We start from the raw sequence: 18,085 nt of genomic DNA, 5'->3' as shown, positions 1-18,085 counted from the left end.
TCAAGGCTGTTTCAAATTAAAATTGGGATGGCCTTTTTTTAAATCTTATCATGAAAAAACTAATTAAAACTATAGCGATCTGTTGTGTTGGTGTTCCCTCTTTGGTGTACGGACAATCGGATAAAAATATTACAGAACAGACGCCTTCTAAATCTGAATACTTCTCTTGGATCAACCACACCAATGAGGGACCAACAGAAGAACAGACTGTCGCAAACTTAAAATTTTTCCAATGGCTTCACGATACCTATGGGATGAATCTAGACATCTATGCCTTTGATGCAGGTACATTAGATGGTAGAAATTACTATGGATCAATGGAGGACGAAAGGTTCAAAAAACGTTTCCCTCATGGGTTTGACTTAGTGTATTCAGAAGCGAAAAAGATGAATACTCAACTTGGAATTTGGGGAGGTCCGGATGGTTTTGGAACTACAGACAGTTCCATTTCTTCTCGAAAAAATATGATCGTGAGTTTATGCAAAGATTATGAATTTGGTCTTTTCAAATTTGATGCGGTGTGTGGAGTGCTACGAAAGGACAAACAAGATCTTTTTGCAGATATGATGAAAGAATGTCAAACCTATTCTCCTGAGCTTGTGGTTTTGAATCATCGAATTGATTTAGGAGAAAAAGGCAAGCAATATGCTACCACTTTTCTTATTGATGGTGCAGAAACGTATATCGATGTACATATGGCAAATAGCAGTACGGCTTCACATCATCGAGTAGAAACCATGAAACAAACTCCTCCAGAAAATCTAACTCGATTAGCGGAGGATCATGGCGTTTGTATATCCTCTTGTATCGATTATTGGGAAGACGATTTAGTGCTTCAAGCTTTTAATAGAAACTTGATTTTGGCTCCTCAGATTTATGGCAACCCTTGGTTAATGAAAGATGAAGAATTTCCAAAATTAGCTCAACTATTTAATCTACATCAAAAGTATAGGGAGATTATGGTGAATGCTAAATTCTTGCCAGAATCTTATGGTGAAGGAGTGGTCAGTCGAGGAAATTCATCCACAAGACTTATCACTTTAAAAAACTTATCTTGGGAAAAGAAGATAGTTGAAATCGATATCAAAGACTTAGGGCTGGAGGATAATGGACAAAATGTGAGTTTCCGTTCTTATCATCCTACTCAGAGAGAACTAGGTGATTATGACTATCAAGATAAAATACAAATTGAAGTCCTTCCTTTTAGAGCTTGTCTTATAGAAGCATCCACAGTAAAAAATGAAGAACTGATACTAACAGGCATCGATTATTTTAAACATCCTTCTGCGAGTCAGGATAGTGTCATTATTGATCTTCTAGGTTTTCAAGGTGAAGAAATGAAAATAGAAGTAAGGGGTGATTTAGCTAAATATGATAGAGCAGTTTTAGAGAATAAATCCATTTCAAAGCTATTAAAAAACAGACAACTTAAAGTGAAGTTTGAGGGTGAACCTTTTGTATATGATTATCATCGTAAGATTGGTGAGATGCAAAAAGTTGATGTACCTGAAGATGTTGTATCGCTTTATGAAGCCACTCAATTTGAAGTCGATAATAATTCATTGGAAGCTCGATCTTTGAAGCGTTCAGGAGATACTAAATTTCCAGCAGTACAAGCAGCTAGGGACGCTTTCTTTGAGCAAAAACAGTTTTTAAATAGAGAAACGTGAGACCGATATTTATTTGATAACGACCCTACTACTCTATTTTCTGTTTCAACTAAATATGATTCTTTTCATCCTTATAAAGCAGCCTTGAGATTAGATTTAGGAGAATTAACCTCCTTAGATTCACTTATAATTGATGTTCCCGATGAATACGCTTTGCAACCTTATAAAGATTATGAATGGGAATATTTTAAGGTCTCTAAAAATCTTACTCATTGGAAAAGTGCAATGTTTATGACAGGTACGCATATTAATATTTCTTTAAAGGAATTAGGCGAGATTCGTTACCTCAGTTTTCCATACACTTTTATGAGAATCCAGGATATAAAAGGATATAAAGAAGGACATCAACTAGATATGAATCAATGGAAGGCTTCTAATTTACAACCTCCTTATGTGCAATGGCATTGGGATGAATCTCAGTTATATCAAGCAGTAGCGGCATGGAAAAACGAGTTCACTTTATCAGAAATTCCAAAAGGAAGTTACCTGTGTGTGGCTATTAATGGAGAACATGGAGAAGAGATGGCATTGGCTTCATTAAAAATAGATGGAGAATATGTTGGTGCTCCTGATAGAAGTCCGTCGTACCCGAGTAACACATGGGAATATAGAGTTAAAAAAACGGATAAAAACTATACCTATTATTTCCCTTTGGATGACAACATGCTTGGAAAGAAAATAGAAGCTTTTGTATTGGCTTTCGATAAAGAAAAACTCGATTTAAAACCCGAAGTTTGGATAAGTGCTTACCCCATTCCTTTTGAGAAAAAGAGGTTGGTATTGTATAAGAAGAAAGATTTATAAAAATAAATCAAAAGTGCTACCTCCCAAAGGGAAGCAGCACTAACAGTGATGTTTAAATTAACATAATTGGTTGAAGAATCATTGATTAGCTGTCCATTTCTATCGAATATCCTTTCAACCTTGATACACTTTACTTATGTATGATAGATAACTACTTAGAGAATTTTTGCCAGGTTGATTGTCTTCGTTTTATAATGAGTAAATATTTTGTTCGCTTTCTCTTTTTGAGGTAGTGGTGCATGAAAGCCTAGATGAACTTTTGCTTTCCCTTGATGATACACCCATTGTCCATCTTCATCATAATAACTAAAGTCGTTTGCAGATAATAAAAATGAAATCCTTTTGGTTTGATGTGATTCCAGATGTACTCTTTTAAATGATTTCAGAGATGCTAAGGGCACCTTTTCATCCACACCATCTAATGTGATATACACTTGAAGTACTTCCTCTGTAGAAAAATCACATTCGTTATCCAAGATTCCTACCACATGAATTTGATCATTCCCATTCTTCTCCACTTCAATATCTTCAATATTTACTTTCCCATAATTCAAACCAAAGCCAAAAGGAAACATAGGATTTTCTTCCATGTATTTGTATGTTCTTCCAGCCATAGAATAATCATTAAAATCTGGTAATTGATCTATGGATTTCGGAAAAGTAATGGGTAGTTTCCCTGAGGGTGACGTCTCTCCAAAAATGATATTAGCCACTGCTTTTCCACCTGCTTCACCAGAGTACCAAGCATATAAAACAGCATCCGCTACATCAAGAACTTCGGTTAAATCGATTGGACTTCCTGCACAGATGACAGCTATTATTGGTTTATCATCATTCTTTAGTTTTCTAAGTAATGATAGCTGACTTTCCGGTAATTGCATTTTAGGGTTATCTCCATGTCTATCTGACGCAATCGCTTCTCCTTCTTCACCTTCCAGCATAGATGTAAATCCTAACATCACAATAGTGGCATCAGCCTCTTTGGCTTGCACACTATACCAATCAATGGGATTTTGATTTGGTGAATTTAATAAAGCACCTGGGCGATATTCTACTCTTGTTTCGGGTGAAACTACTTCTGTAACTCCTTCCACAATAGTGGTCATATTACTAGATAAACCATTATAATTCCCCACCAATGATAAGATGTTTCCTCCCATCGGACCGACCATATATAAGAAATCCAATTCCTTTTTTAAAGGCAATACATTGTTCCTATTTTGAAGTAATACAATCGATTTCTCTGCTGCTTCTAAAGCAAGATTTTGATGATGATCGATATCTAATGTTTTTATACTCAAATCGTCATAAGGATTGGTTCCAATCGGATCGAATAACCCTAATTTGAACTTGGTCAATAATAATGGGCGAAGACGTTCATCAATTAGTTTTTCATCAATTAGTCCTTGTTTTATGGCTAAAGCGATTTCTTGATAGGCTTGTCCACAATTTAAATTTACACCCGATTTAAGTGCTAAAGCGACAGATGAAGTGGTAGAATCAGTATAATGATGTCCCCACTTAAAATCTGATATTGCCCCACAATCACTTACAATATGACCTTTAAATCCCCATTCTTGTTTGAGTATTTGATCTAACAAATAAGGGCTCCCACAACAAGGTTCATCATTCGTTCTGTTGTAAGCACACATAACGGCTTCCACACCTGCATCCACACATTGTTGAAATGCTGGAAGATAAGTTTCTCTTAAATCTTGTTGTGACGATAAGGCATTAAACCCATGTCTTTCCCCCTCAGGGCCAGAATGAACGGCGAAATGCTTGGCACACGTCGCTACTTTTAATCGTGTGTGAGGTGAGTCGCCTTGCATACCTTTAATGAATGCACTTCCCATTAAGCCCGACAAATACGGATCTTCTCCATAGGTCTCCTGACCACGTCCCCAACGAGGATCTCTAAATATATTTACATTAGGACTCCAAAAAGTAAGTCCCATATATTGCTCTCCTCCTTTCCCTTTTTTTCTTCTATCATTAAAAATAGCTCGTCCTTCATCTGAGATCACTCCAGCCACATTTTTTATTAAAGCCGTATCAAAAGTGGCTGCTAATCCAATGGTTTGAGGAAAAACCGTTGCCGGAGCAGAACGTGCTACTCCATGTAACGCTTCATTCCACCAATTGTAAGCCGGTATACCTAATCTTGGAATACCTGGACTATCGTACAATAACTGAGATGATTTCTCTTCTAATGTCATCTCTTGCATGAGAAGATCCACTCTTTTTTGTATAGTCAATGATGTATCCTCCCAAACTTTATCGGGAGGTAAGTTTTTAATTGCAGTATCAGAAGATATCTTCTTTGAACTGCATCCGCACACAATGAGAAGAAGTACTAAGAGGTAACCCTTCTCCACTAAATAATTCGTTTTCATCAATTTACTTTCTTAGTATTTATATAGTTAATATTTTCTTTCCCAATCCCGATGAGTTTAAGTGAAGTCCATTGAGAAGGTATCGCTATTTCATCCTGAACCAATCCATCATCTGTAATTCTTAACCCGCCATATCCCATCATTACCGTCTGTAAGATTCCTCCTGCAGCAGTCATGAAATATGGGTTGTAAGAACCTGGAGTTTCCATAATTACTCTGAAAGGTCCCCATAGATTTGGGCGATACGCATCAAGAAATACTTCATAGGATTTTTCCGTTTTTCCAATTCTCGCATAGGATGTTGCAAAAATGGATTTAGTCATAGCTGGAGTTGATTTTTCAGGTACCCTTTTTTGATAATACTCCACATCTTTTAGTATGGACGCTTCTTCCGTAATTTCATATAATGGATAAGTCAATAAATTGGCATCTGCTTGTTTAATATTCTCCCCTTCATAAGTAGCATGTTCTTTCGTTACTCCATTTTTCATTTTAAGAATAGGAATGCCATCCGCTACAATATTCCATTGAGGATCAATATGCTTATTTAAAACTTTTGAAGCTTTTGTAGCGGCCCTCAAATTAGCTTTCACCACTCCATTTGTCCATGCGTCGTTATCGACATTTTCTGCCCACTCATCTGCTCCCACCACGTTTTTGATATGGTATTCATCACCTTCTTTTTCCACTCTGCTCAGCCAAAAATCTGCTGTTTCTTTTATGATTGGATATCCTTTCTCTTGTAACCAAGCTGTATCCTGTGTGACACAAAAGTATTCCCAAGCTGCCCTGCCAATACAACCCGATATATGATGTTCGAAAGGTCCAGATAACGCCCAAACAGGGGTCGCTTCTTCTCCCGTATGATCCGATTCCCAAGGGAATTTTGCTCCTTTATAGCCATGTAAATACGCATTTTCTCTTGCTGCCTGAAGTCGATCGTATCTATAATTGATCATGTTTTTAGCCAACTCAGGCTGTAAGACCAACAAGGCAGGAAACATCCAAACCTCGGTATCCCAGAAAACATGACCATTGTATCCTAATCCACTCAAACCCATTGGAGATAAGGAATAATTTGTTCCTTTTCGAGTGAAGGAATACAAATGATAAATCATGTTACGAATATCTTGCTGCGATTGAGGATCGCCTTCTATTTGAATATCACCTGTTGCCCACAATTCCTCCCATGCCTTTTGATGAAAATCAATTAATCTTTCTTTTCCTTGAAGTGCAGCATAGATAGTTAATCGCTCCGCTTGATTTAAGGGATCTTCTTGATGAGCTGAACTGATCAAAGTACCTACAATAGCAAATTTATATGTCTGATTCTTCTTCAACGATTTTTCGAATCTCATCAGATGCTTATTATCATCCCAAGATTCATGAATTAATTGGGGTTGGTCTTCTTCAAATAAAAAAGCATTTGATGCTGCCACTGTCAATTCACCCGATGGGCTTTTCGCTACTGAGGTGAGTAAGGGCAAACCACCTTCGGGTGTAGTAATCGTTGTATGAAGATTTTTTATTTCCTTTAAATTCTCAGGAGCCTGCATTATCGAGGCAGTATTTAATTGAAAATCTTCTTTGGCGTGGATTTCAATTTCCAACATTACATTAAACGGTAAATGTCTTAGCGATCTGTACGTTGTTACAACGCTAGCTTTATCTTCAAAATCAAATGAGGAAGTAAAAGTACCATGCTTCATATCTAATTTTTGAGACATGTTTCTTACATTCGCCGCACTAATTCTATGTCGATTGACTTCTATAAAAGCATTCATCAACTGAAAGCCTTTTAAAAAATTGCTTACTCTTCCTCTTCCATGAATATCGTATGCTCCGGCCAACACAATTTCTTTTGTTTGCAGAGGATTGGGGGATGAAACTACACCTATCATTCCATTCCCCACAGACACCCCTGCGTAGTTGGTCGGATCGATCTTTTTGGCTTCAATGACCCACGGGTCTTGTGCAAAAAGACAACTACTAATAAGTAAGCAAAAGTATATTTGAAATGTCTTCATTTTTAACTGGTGGGTCTGTTATAACATGGATTTCTTTACTTCAACCTTTTTGGTAATAAACTCTGCTTGGTTGTTATCACTGACTTTGATGTGTACCTCGAAAGTACCCAGCTGAATTTCTTTCTTCAGTTCTTTATTGATCAACTCAAAACGTTCAGCATCAATAGTTAATTTCACATCTTTCTTTTCATTAGGTTCAAGGCTCACTTTCTTAAATGATGCTAGAGATTGTAAAGGAACAGTCACATCGGCTTTTACATCTTTAAGATACACTTGCACTACCTCTTTGATTGCTTTGTTTGATTTATTCTCAATACTTAATTCGATATCAAGAGATTGACCGACATTCATTTCTTCTTTCATGGATAGTAATTGCATATCTACCTCATGATAACTCAAACCATACCCAAAAGGATAAAGAGGTGTACCTTCAAAATAACGATACGTTCTTCCCTTCATGGCGTAATCAGTAAAGTCAGGTAAGTCATCTACAGATTGATAAAAAGTGATAGGTAATCTACCGGAAGGTGACGTTTTACCTGATATTATATTTGCTAAACCAATACCCGTTTTTTCACCGGGATAAAACCCTTGAAGAATAGCATCTGCATTTTTCTTGTTCCAATTTAAAGCCAGTGCACTCCCAGAGAAATTGACATACACTATAGGTTTACCCAATGTATAGAGCTTTTGTAAAAGATCTTTCTGTAATTGTGGCAATTGTAGATGAGTACGGTCGCCATGAGCAAATCCGTCAATATCAATCTTCATTTCTTCTCCCTCTAAACGAGGCGAAATACCTCCACAGAAAACGATAACATCACTTTGTTTGGCGACCTCAATAGCTTCAGTTGTATAATCTTTAGACAATTCTACCCAATTCATTTTCACATGAGGTGTGATGGTATTTCCCCACCAAAATGGATGAATGACATAATCTGCTTCAATATCATAATACTGATCTTTAACCATGTCAATAGATGCTCCATTAATTATCTCTCCATTCATTTTAATGGTGAGATTACCACTAAAACGATAGGTGGCTGTTTTTGGAGCTTTCACTTTACCCGTCCATCTCACGGCAAAAGATTCTTCTAGCTTTCCACTAATCGGTGTTGTTTCCCAAAGAAAATCAATGGATGGATCCACTCGAGTCATAAACGCCTTATCATCTCTCTCGATATCTGAAAACTCAAGTCTTTCTTTCACAAGATTACCAATCATTTTCACGTCTTTATAGTATTCGGCTTTTAGTCCTTTCTCTATCTTTCCATTTGCATCATGATATAAAAATTCTGATGGAACTGGTTTTACATTTCCGTATAATGTAGGGACTAACGGACTACCTGCAGCGTACATCACATTCTCTTTACCGAAGACTGATTCTAATCCTTTTTTTGGAGTGATAGGAGCAATTGGCAATCCATTATAATTACCTAAAAGTATATCTTCATTATCAGCATTTGGACCAATCAAAGCTATTTTTGTTGATTTAGCCAATGGTAGAATATCATTATTTTTCAAAAGAACAAAAGACTCTTCTGCCGCTTTTGTGGCAAGAATTTGATGTTCAGGGCTACCGACAACTGACATAGGAATTTGTGCATAGGCCACTTTCTCTTTCGGATCAAACATGCCTAATTTGAATCGAGCAGTAAACAACCTTTTCACCGCTCGGTTGATGTTTGCTTCATTAATCACTCCATTCGCTACTGCTTCTTGAAGATTATCTTGAATGAACTCTATATCCATTTCACAATTTAAATCTGTACCAGAAGCCAACGCCCAACCCATGGCCTGAGAAGGTGTCTCTACAACCTCGTGATGTCCCTTTTTATAAAAATCAGTTATGGCACCACAGTCAGTTACCACATATCCTTCAAACCCAAATTCTTTACGTAAAATATCATCCAATAAGAGGTCAGATCCACAACATGGTCGATCTCTAAATCGGTTATAGGCACACATAATTGAATACACATTCGCGTCTTCGACCGCCATCTTAAAAGCAGGCAAATAGGTCTGATATAGATCTCTATCATTCACATAAAAATTATCCGAATGACGTGAGTATTCTGGTCCACTATGCACAGCATAATGTTTTGCAGTAGCAATCGATTTAAAATATTTCGGATCGTCTCCCTGTAAACCTTTGATAAAATTAACCGCCATACGACCCGTTAGATAAGGATCTTCCCCATACGTTTCCTGACCACGACCCCAACGAGGGTCTCTAAAAATATTAATGTTTGGCGACCAAAAAGTAAGGCCACTATAAATACTTCTCACACCATTATCTTCAAAATGATGATGCTTGGCACGCCCTTCGTCTGAGATGGCTGTGGAGATATCCAACATCAACTCTTCGTTAAAAGTGGAAGCCATACCAATCGCTTGAGGGAAGACTGTGGCTTTTCCTGCTCTAGCCACACCATGCAAAGCTTCGTTCCACCAATTGTATGATGGAATTCCTAAGCGATCTATGGCAGGTGCATCATTAAATAATTGAAGAATCTTCTCCTCTAAAGTGAGACGTCCCACCAAATCATCCACACGTTCTTCTATGCTTAATTCATGATTCCTGAATGGATATTCATAATTTTCGGATACAATATCAGTTTCTTGATGGGTGGTTGTAGCTGACTGACATCCCCAAAAAATTAATCCGGTCAATACAATAATGCTAAATCTTTTCATTTTCTGATGTTTTTTTATCAACTACAATTTGATCTACATATTCAAGAAGAGATTTATCTGCTTTCCCTTCATCAATTAGTTTTCTCCAAAAGGCATAGATGGCCACATTCCAACCCATGTTAGGCTTCCAAGGTTCGCCTGTTTTAGTATTCAAACATTCGTATGTGGTCGATCCAATTTTAAAGTCCAAACCAATTCTCCACTTCAACATATCTTCTGCTCCTTCGACCCCGTGTAAATAAGCATCCATAAGGAAAAGGTTATCATAGAGGAAATAAGAACCACCCCGAAAATACCTACCATCAGGCATGTTTTCTCTATTCACTTGAGAAATGTATCCTGGTATATCATACATTTCTGCAGGTAAATATTCCCCAGTTGGAGTGGCCACAATTTTAAATCCGAAGTTTGTTTTACTGTATGTTACCATTCGATCATAATGTTGTTTCACATGATCGCTCTTCAATAATTTCTTTTGATGATAAATTTGAGATAAAAGGTCTGGTACCAAAGGATCAGGACCTAAAACAGCCTTCTTTTCACTTAATGGAAAATAGCCCAATTCTTCATCAAATAGTTGTTGATAATGAATGGTGGCCTTTGCAGGGTTGGAGGATATTTCTAAATTAAGTTCTTCGGCAAGCGTAATCGCCAATGCAAAAAGTCCTTGATTATAGGTAATGATATCATCTTTTTCAAAGGCCATCACATCTCCCCAATATTGAAAATCCAATCGGCCATCTCCCTCATAATAACTATAGTATTTACTGTCTTTTGCACGTTCTTCTATGGCATCGACATAGGCCTGTACTTGATTTAGATCGACCTTATTTCCTTCTTGGATAGAACGGTAAGCCCAAATGATAGCGAATAAAGGATATTCAGCAAAGTGATTTACTTCTTTCAGTTCGCTTTTTAAACATTCGGCTGCATATTTTGAAGGAAGCATAGATGCTATCCAAAATGCATCTCTACCGTATTGCGTATTGGCATATTCTACGGCAGGGATCACCCAATAATCACTTTTTTGGGAATCGTTGGCTCTTAGGTTCATCATGGCTGTGGCCAAACCTAAACTACCGAAGAAATCGGTTTGCTTTCCACTTAAAAACTGACCCGCTCTTGTGATAATACTTTTTCTTAAATCATTTCGATCGGTCGCCTCACAAGTAAAATAAAAGCCTTCGAAATCATGAGGTTTGTTTTTACCTATTTCATGGTAATGCGATTGCACTTTACCAGGGGTGAATATTTGTGTTTTTTCAGCATTGTAATCCATATCCAATACATCCGATCGATCGGGTTGCATACCGGGCGATCGTCCATCGTCTCCTCCTTTAAGAGATAAAACTCCTTCTTCTAAATCAAACTCCTGACTAGTATAATTTTCGAAAAACGCCGGAGTATTTGATATTGCCACAGTAAATTGATTATCCACTCGATACCCCACCATTGGTACGGCTTGCATTGGAATAGTCTTCACGATCCAAGCATTGACATCGTGTGGACTTTGACGATACATTTCTGAACTATCAACAACTCCATTAAAATTGTAAGGTATAGCATCAGTAGGTAATTTGGTTTGAAGCATAAAGAACCCCTTTTGTGCAGTAGCTGATTCCGCTTTTGCTTTTATCGTATTGAAATCTGTTTCATTATTCACTTCAATAGAAAAATCAATATCACCTCTTTTCACCTTAAAATGCTGATTTTTATCTATTGACTGAGGTAGAGAAAGCACAGAGATAATTTCTCCATTTTCCTTCTGCCAATTCAGTTGCCATGAATCATCAAATTGTTCTTTTTGTTGACAGGATGTAAAAAGTATGACGATAAATAATAATCGATATATCATAGTTGTTTCTTTTTATATTGTCCCTCTTCCATAAATTTCATCAATCCCATCAATGCTCCCCAATGATAATAAGGATCGCAATCCAATTGGTCTTTAGGGTCTTGCACTCCTTTTTCTGAATGAATATTTTCGAAGACATATTTGTGGTTCATCCAAGCATCCATAAACAGTTGATAGGATTTATCGGCCATATCTTTTGATGCCTCCTGATCGTAGTTTCTTAAGCCTAAGTAGACCAAGAAATTCATTGGTCCCCAGATGGCACCTCTCCAATATTTATTGTCATAACTCTTGTCGTTTCTCGCACAAGATGGAATGATATACTCACCATAAAACTCCTCTTCATTATAGTAATGCTCTTCTAATAATCGTTTTGCCTGTTTCTTAGAAGGAATATTGGCAATCATCGGATAAAATGATGTTGGGGTAAGTCGATTGCAGAAAGTATCATCACTTAAATATTTGTTTTGATAGATGCCTTTTTCTTCGTCCCAAAGTGATTGAACTTGTTTCGTGAATTGTTTTTCTCTTTCTTTTAGTGATTTTAAGTCATCCGTCTTACCTAAAACCTCTGCAATTTTAGAGAGGTACTGACAATCCATCACATACATACTATTCAACCCTACATCGGCAATATTCAATAGAGAGTTTTCTCCCACGGTTTCTATAGCCACATCTTCGTACATAGGACTGTTATCTAGACCAGATTCCCATGCCGCATCTTGAACTCTTGCTCCTTTCCAAGAGGCTCCCCAAGTGAGGTAACCTTTGTTATTTCTATTCTTTACCCACCATTTATTCCAGCTCAATAAACCGTCATATACTTCTTCTAAAAACCATTTTTCTTGATATTTCTCATACAATAACCAGCAAACCATACTACCAACTGGCGGTTGAGAATTGTCGGCCAATTGTCCTCTTGGCTGTTGTGTAAAGGCAATGGCTCCATAACGATTGACGGCATTAGACATGGTCAAAGCGTTAGAATAGGCATATTCCTTATTCCCTAGGCCTTGAAGAAGTGCTGCAAAGTAGGTATCCCATTCGAAAAGTACGAAACCCTGCCATGCTTCATTCCAACCTCTTGAAACAGGTGAAATGACTCTATCTTTATCGGCATCATATAATGTATTCCATCCTAAAACAGATTGAGTGGCTAAATATCCCTCCGCTAAATCACCATAGGATTTTGATGATGAGAGGTAATTATTTTCTGTATTAGAAATGATGTTTTTGATTTTAGCTAACGATAATACACTACCTGTATATATTGCAAAATCACTATCTGATGAAATTGAATAATATGGTGCTTTATAAGGTCTTGCAATTTTTTGATCTGACTTAGTCGATCGAATTTCTTTTGTTGTTTGTTCAGTCTTCGCTTCAATTTGATCTTGAAGATAACTTAGATGTCCTCTCTTATTCCACAAGAAACCAGTTTCGATTTCACAAAAATAAGGAGTTGATGTTTTTATAGGTTCAACTAAAATATATATATTGTCATCTACAACGGCTGACTTTATTGATAATTTATTTCCTTTCCAATCGTCTACGTTTACATGGGTATAACTACCATCGAAAGTATGTGCAACTGGACGAATCTTTCCTTCTTTATCTACTTGGATATTGTCAAAAAAGTAATCGGGATCATAAGGTGTACCTTGTACAGAAGGTCGTAAATTAATATTGATTGAAAGTCCTGAGGGCAGCTCAACATAACTTAACATGCTGTAGTAATTCCATGTATTCCATCCCTTAGAAATCTTTGATTGAAACTCCGTAGTCCTATCCTGTGCCCATAAATTCTGAGCAATAAGTATCCAGCATAGGAAGAAAACAAATTGTTTCATTTTCCTATTAAAAAGTGGTTGATGTATTAGAAAGATGAACTAGAGCGAGTGCCCTAGTTCATTATTATTGGTTTTGGTTATTGAACTACTTTCGTAATTTTCAAATCGTCAATTGAGATACCTTCTCCCAACGATCCTTCCCAAGTACCAAACTTAAACACAAAGTAATATTCTCCGTCTTCTGCAATTGTAAACTGACCGCTGTTATTCGCTTGGTCATAAGGGTTATGTCCCCATTGCATTTGTCCGTCGTGAGCAGTAGTAGCTACACCCACTCCAATATCAGGACGAGGTCCCCATCCAGCATGTGTATAACCACCAATTGGAGCAACTTTAAATGCATCGTCTGCATCAGATTCTTTTGGTTGGTACTCTTCACCGGCAACAGGTTCTTCAGTCCAAACATACATTTCCCACCAGAATTGAGAGTTACCACCTTCAACACCACCTTGTTTTACAAGTGCTGAAATTTCGTAAGTACCTGCTTCCAAAATACCCATGTATTGGTACACCGTACCTGCAGTTCCTCCAACACCATCGTTTGCTTCTGGAGTTGAGAAATATAAAGCTCCATCTGTACCATTTGCAGGAGCGTAATCTGTATAACCAAACATTGGAGGTACTTCATCTAAATTAGCTGCAATTACAGTCCAATAGTTTGCATCACATGTTTCCATGCCACCACCTTTAATGTAGTTGCCTTCAATTGGAGTTTCTTCGTAACCATAACATTCTGGAATATCACCCACTCTAGCTAAATGCATTTTATCTAATGCAATACCTTCACCGAATGATGCTCCATCAGCATCATTACCTTTACCAAACTTGATCGCTACATAATAAGTACCATCTTCTTCAACAACAAAGTTCCCATCATCATCAGCTTGATTAGCTGCCATTAAAGTATGTGGAAGGAAACCATCCATTGCTGGGATTTCAAAAGCCCAACCAGTCCATCCACCATAGATCCAACCTGAAACTGCTGTATTATTATAACCATCACCTTCAACTGGCTCTTCGTTATGTACATAGAATTCGAACCAATAAGAATTCATTGCAGAAGTCGGATCAGCTTCGTTCTCTCCATCCAATTTTACTTGTGCGTTAAATTGGTATAAACCTTTAGTAAGCGATACTTCTTGATAAAGAATTGTACCTTCTTCTCCACCTGCTTCGTCATTATCTGGATGAATATATAAAGCTCCACCTTCACCATTTGTTGGTTTATAGTCAGTATAGCCAAACTCGAATTTAGCATGTTCTTCCGTTCCACCATCATTTTTCTGACCTGTTGTTAAAGCAGTCCAATATTGAGCGTCGCATGACTCAAATTGTCCACCAACAATAAGGTTACCAGATTCAGATCCATCATGTGTTAAACAAGGATCAACAGATGTTACAGTTACTGTTGTCGTTTCTTCAGCCATATCTGATTCATCTTCACCATAAGCTGTTAGTGTGACAGTATAATCTCCACCCGCTTCGTAAGTGTTTGAAGGATTTTTTTCTGTAGAAGTATTACCATCACCGAAGTCCCACTCATATGAAGTCGCATTTTCAGAAGTGTTAGTGAATGTAGCTTTTAAACCTTCTACTTCAGAAGTAAATGAAGCAGATACTTCAACTTTTGTGATATCTTGGTCCTCTTCACAAGACCAAAATACTAACATAAGAGCAAATAGTACGCTTACGCTTTTTAAATTAAACATCTTAGTTCTCATAATATTGAGTTACTTAATTAATAAAAAATATTACAATGTGCTTTTATTAGTGTAAAGACGACATATATTATTTTCAACTCACTTGTTTTAAAAATTTTCTAAAAAAAATGATAAAACCTTATATGACTCTTGTATTTATGTGTTGATATCAAGTAATAATTTGGACATAAAAAAAAGCTCAAATCATTATGACCTGAGCTTTAATTCCAATAATTGAATTGGCGATATATATATTAAATTCTAAGATTTCAGTGATAAATTATCCGGCAATTAAGTTAAGTACCGATAATGCTCCAATTACATACATAGTAACTGGTAATTCTTTTGCTTTTCCTCCTAAGACCATCAATAACACATAAGAGATAAAACCGAATGTGATACCCATTGAGATAGAGTAAGTCAATGGCATTAAAATGATGGTTAAGAAAGCAGGAACTGCAGTGATCATGCTATCAAATTTTACTTCTTTGATGTTCATGAACATGTACACACCTACCATTAATAATGCTGGTGCTGTTGCATATTTAGGTACGATACCTGCAACTGGTGCAAAGAATAAACAGGCGAACATCAGCAAGGCTGTAAATACAGAAGCTAAACCTGTTCTTGCTCCTGAAGCGATACCTGATGCAGATTCGATATATATTGTTGTAGTAGAAGTACCCAATACTGAACCTACCACAGTAGAGGCTGCATCTGCTTCTAATATTTTATCTAAACGTGGAACTGAACCGTCTTTCTTTGTTAAGCCTGCTTGGTTTGAACAAGCGATAATCGTAGATAACGAATCGAATAAATCAACAAACATGAAAGAGAAAATTGGTCCGATAAACGTCCATTTTAAAGCACTCATAATATCCAATTTCATGAAAATGGGTGCTATTGATGGAGGTGTATCTACAAGTGTTTTTGGTAAAATGATTTTGTAAGCATCACTTTCCCCTAAAATATTTGAAAACCAAGTGTAATTTTCTCCTAGGTAGGTAACAATAATACCTGAGATCGTAATAAATAAAATACCTATCAAAATACCTCCAGTTACTTTTCTATATTCTAAAATGACTATAATAAAGAAACCAATTAATGAGATAATTACAGCAGGATTAAATTTACCTAAAGTCACTAATGTAGCTGGACTTGCCACAATTAGCCCCATGTTTTGCATACCGATAAAAGTGATAAACAAACCAATACCGGCAGTAACACTAATCCTAAGGAATAAAGGAATGGCATTGGCAATTTTTTCCCTAACTCCCATAAAAGTTAAGATAACAAAGGCCACACCAGAAATAAATACAATACCTAAAGCGGTTTCCCAAGGCACACCTGCACCTAGTACCAAAGTATAGGTAAAGAAAGCATTCAAGCCCATTCCTGGAGCCATGGCAAATGGCATTTTACCCCAGAATGCTGCTAGTAAAGTACCAATAATTGCTGCTATTAACGTTACCGAAAATAAAGCTGGCTTATCCATACCTGCTTCTCCTAAAATATCGGGGTTAACGAATATAATATAGGCCATTGTAAGGAAAGTGGTTAAGCCACCAATAAACTCCTTACTTACCGTAGTATTGTTTTCTTTTAGTTTGAAAATCTTGTCTAGTAATTCCATTTTCTTATATATTGATAGGATATAAACCCTAAAGATACACTTCTTTTTATATTATAAATCAGCAACTTAGAAAGTTAAACGAACACAAGGCTGAGGTACGAAAGCATTAGAGTTATTCGCTGCTAAGTCTTTGTTAAAGTGCATATAGATATCACAACCGATCTCCAATTTAGAGTTTTCGTCATTTTTGAAGATAGTGTTTCTACCCACATCAAATAAGAAACGAGTTTGCGATAAGAAGTCTGTACCCATATCAGTACGACCAAATTCTACTTTGTTAGTAGCGTTAGGAATTAAATCGAAGAAACCTTGGATTCTGAAACCTGCTTTTTTCCAAACTGGCACATCAAATACACCAGTAAACTGAACAGCATCTTCACGAATGTTGTCTCTTCTCCAATATGTAGAAAGTTTTAGGAATCCTCCTTTTGGAGCCTTGAATGTCAAACCTGCACCGGCTAAAGTTGCAAAGAAACCGTTACCTATGTTTAATTGACCATCCAAAGAAACATCTGCAACAGGACCGAACGAAAAGTCTTTACCAGTAACGCCAGATAAACTTACCCAAGGAGATACCTCTGAGTATAATCTGTATTTACCAGCTGATTGATCTAAATCTTGATTGTAATAACCTGTTGTGTAAAAACCATCAGGGGCTGTCATGAAGTTAACGAAACCATATACACCACCCCACTTTGTTACTGTAGTGTGATCTAGTGTAAATAAATTCATTCCTTCATTTTTAGGATTAGCACCAGTTACATAATCTGTGTTATTCCAACCGTAAGCGTATTCAATAAAAGTACTTGAGAAATTCTGTGCCTGTAAAGTAGTAGAGAACAAACCAAGGACACACAATAGTAACAAATTAAGTTTCTTAGAAACCATGAGGATTAATAAATTAAGACGTTTTTTAATACATTCAGATACTTTCTGAATGGGTGTTTTGATGGTAATCGCCAATACATCAAAATCACGGTGCAAATATGCACAATGAAGCACCTCAATATCAATGTCTAATTTACACTTAATTAACAATCAAGTGAAATATCCTGTTAATTATTCCTAATTAATGAATACTGATTCATTCTTACGTAACATTTTACTGGCATTAACCAACATTACTTGATATAGATGAGTTTATCAGCCTCCCATTTTTTTCCAGTAATGTACATGGTATGGTCTGCTTGGTATTGCTTATCGACTAATATCCAGTCAGCTGTAGCGTCCCAACTTTTGGATGACACAATAATATCTGCTTTGTAACTTTGATCTACTGTACTCACAATGTAATCTGCTTTCCATCTTTCCGTAACAATAAACACTCTAGGTTTAGCATCTACATCTGATGCTAAAACACCATCACAATTTGTGTTAAATAATAGACCAAAAAGTAAAAGTAAATTGATAAAATATAATTTCATTTTTTTGATTGTATAAAAGGTAAAGTATG

General features: G+C 36.7%; 11 protein-coding genes. 2 read left to right on the top strand and 9 right to left on the bottom strand.

Going from position 1 to position 18,085, the window contains the following annotated elements:
* Window positions 1-50 precede the first annotated feature (50 nt).
* The gene (locus KMW28_RS25665) at window positions 51-1,670 is read left to right on the top strand and encodes a hypothetical protein (protein WP_169663766.1); all 1,620 of its coding nucleotides are present in this window, start codon (window positions 51-53) and stop codon (window positions 1,668-1,670) included.
* Between the two features lie 84 nt (window positions 1,671-1,754).
* Window positions 1,755-2,474 (top strand): hypothetical protein, encoded by a 720-nt coding sequence (locus KMW28_RS25660; protein WP_169663765.1) that lies wholly within the window; start codon window positions 1,755-1,757, stop codon window positions 2,472-2,474.
* 155 nt (window positions 2,475-2,629) lie between these two features.
* Here the strand turns inward: KMW28_RS25660 and KMW28_RS25655 are convergent, their stop codons facing one another.
* The 9 genes from KMW28_RS25655 to KMW28_RS25615 all read right to left on the bottom strand — a co-directional run bounded on the left by KMW28_RS25655 (window position 2,630) and on the right by KMW28_RS25615 (window position 18,056).
* Window positions 2,630-4,870, bottom strand: coding sequence for a glycoside hydrolase family 3 N-terminal domain-containing protein (locus KMW28_RS25655; protein ID WP_205958163.1), 2,241 nt, complete (start codon window positions 4,868-4,870; stop codon window positions 2,630-2,632).
* Entirely contained in the window at window positions 4,870-6,897 is a 2,028-nt protein-coding gene (locus KMW28_RS25650; protein ID WP_169663764.1) for a glycoside hydrolase family 65 protein, read from the bottom strand. The genes KMW28_RS25655 and KMW28_RS25650 overlap by 1 nt, the downstream gene beginning before the upstream one ends.
* Window positions 6,898-6,915: 18 nt before the next feature.
* Window positions 6,916-9,594 (bottom strand): beta-glucosidase, encoded by a 2,679-nt coding sequence (locus KMW28_RS25645; protein WP_169663763.1) that lies wholly within the window; start codon window positions 9,592-9,594, stop codon window positions 6,916-6,918.
* Window positions 9,581-11,449, bottom strand: a complete 1,869-nt coding sequence (locus KMW28_RS25640) for a hypothetical protein (RefSeq protein ID WP_169663762.1) — start codon at window positions 11,447-11,449, stop codon at window positions 9,581-9,583. Before KMW28_RS25640 ends, KMW28_RS25645 begins: the two co-directional genes overlap by 14 nt.
* On the bottom strand, window positions 11,446-13,299 hold the full coding sequence (locus tag KMW28_RS25635; protein ID WP_169663761.1) for an MGH1-like glycoside hydrolase domain-containing protein: 1,854 nt from the start codon (window positions 13,297-13,299) through the stop codon (window positions 11,446-11,448). Before KMW28_RS25635 ends, KMW28_RS25640 begins: the two co-directional genes overlap by 4 nt.
* Window positions 13,300-13,376: 77 nt before the next feature.
* Complete coding sequence (locus KMW28_RS28625; protein WP_169663760.1) at window positions 13,377-15,020, bottom strand: PKD domain-containing protein; 1,644 nt, start codon at window positions 15,018-15,020, stop codon at window positions 13,377-13,379.
* A 259-nt stretch (window positions 15,021-15,279) separates the two neighbouring features.
* Complete coding sequence (locus KMW28_RS25625) at window positions 15,280-16,632, bottom strand: NCS2 family permease (RefSeq protein WP_169663759.1); 1,353 nt, start codon at window positions 16,630-16,632, stop codon at window positions 15,280-15,282.
* 66 nt (window positions 16,633-16,698) lie between these two features.
* Window positions 16,699-17,634 carry a hypothetical protein gene (locus KMW28_RS25620; protein WP_169663758.1) on the bottom strand — a complete coding sequence of 312 codons (936 nt, stop codon included), beginning with the start codon at window positions 17,632-17,634 and terminating at the stop codon, window positions 16,699-16,701.
* A gap of 119 nt (window positions 17,635-17,753) precedes the next feature.
* Window positions 17,754-18,056 (bottom strand): DUF6150 family protein, encoded by a 303-nt coding sequence (locus KMW28_RS25615; RefSeq protein ID WP_169663757.1) that lies wholly within the window; start codon window positions 18,054-18,056, stop codon window positions 17,754-17,756.
* Between the last annotated feature and the right edge of the window lie 29 nt (window positions 18,057-18,085).

It is taken from the genome of Flammeovirga yaeyamensis (assembly GCF_018736045.1).
GTDB lineage: Bacteria > Bacteroidota > Bacteroidia > Cytophagales > Flammeovirgaceae > Flammeovirga > Flammeovirga yaeyamensis.
The sequence above is the reverse complement of the archived record's forward strand: the minus strand, read 5'-3'. Positions and strand labels throughout refer to the sequence as shown.

Coding starts and splice junctions, on each gene's coding strand:
- KMW28_RS25665 (WP_169663766.1), top strand. CDS start 51: ATGAAAAAACTAATTAAAACTATAGCGATCTGTTGTGTTGGTGTTCCC.
- KMW28_RS25625 (WP_169663759.1), bottom strand. CDS start 16,632: ATGGAATTACTAGACAAGATTTTCAAACTAAAAGAAAACAATACTACG.
- KMW28_RS25650 (WP_169663764.1), bottom strand. CDS start 6,897: ATGAAGACATTTCAAATATACTTTTGCTTACTTATTAGTAGTTGTCTT.
- KMW28_RS25640 (WP_169663762.1), bottom strand. CDS start 11,449: ATGATATATCGATTATTATTTATCGTCATACTTTTTACATCCTGTCAA.
- KMW28_RS25645 (WP_169663763.1), bottom strand. CDS start 9,594: ATGAAAAGATTTAGCATTATTGTATTGACCGGATTAATTTTTTGGGGA.
- KMW28_RS25615 (WP_169663757.1), bottom strand. CDS start 18,056: ATGAAATTATATTTTATCAATTTACTTTTACTTTTTGGTCTATTATTT.
- KMW28_RS28625 (WP_169663760.1), bottom strand. CDS start 15,020: ATGAGAACTAAGATGTTTAATTTAAAAAGCGTAAGCGTACTATTTGCT.
- KMW28_RS25635 (WP_169663761.1), bottom strand. CDS start 13,299: ATGAAACAATTTGTTTTCTTCCTATGCTGGATACTTATTGCTCAGAAT.
- KMW28_RS25655 (WP_205958163.1), bottom strand. CDS start 4,870: ATGAAAACGAATTATTTAGTGGAGAAGGGTTACCTCTTAGTACTTCTT.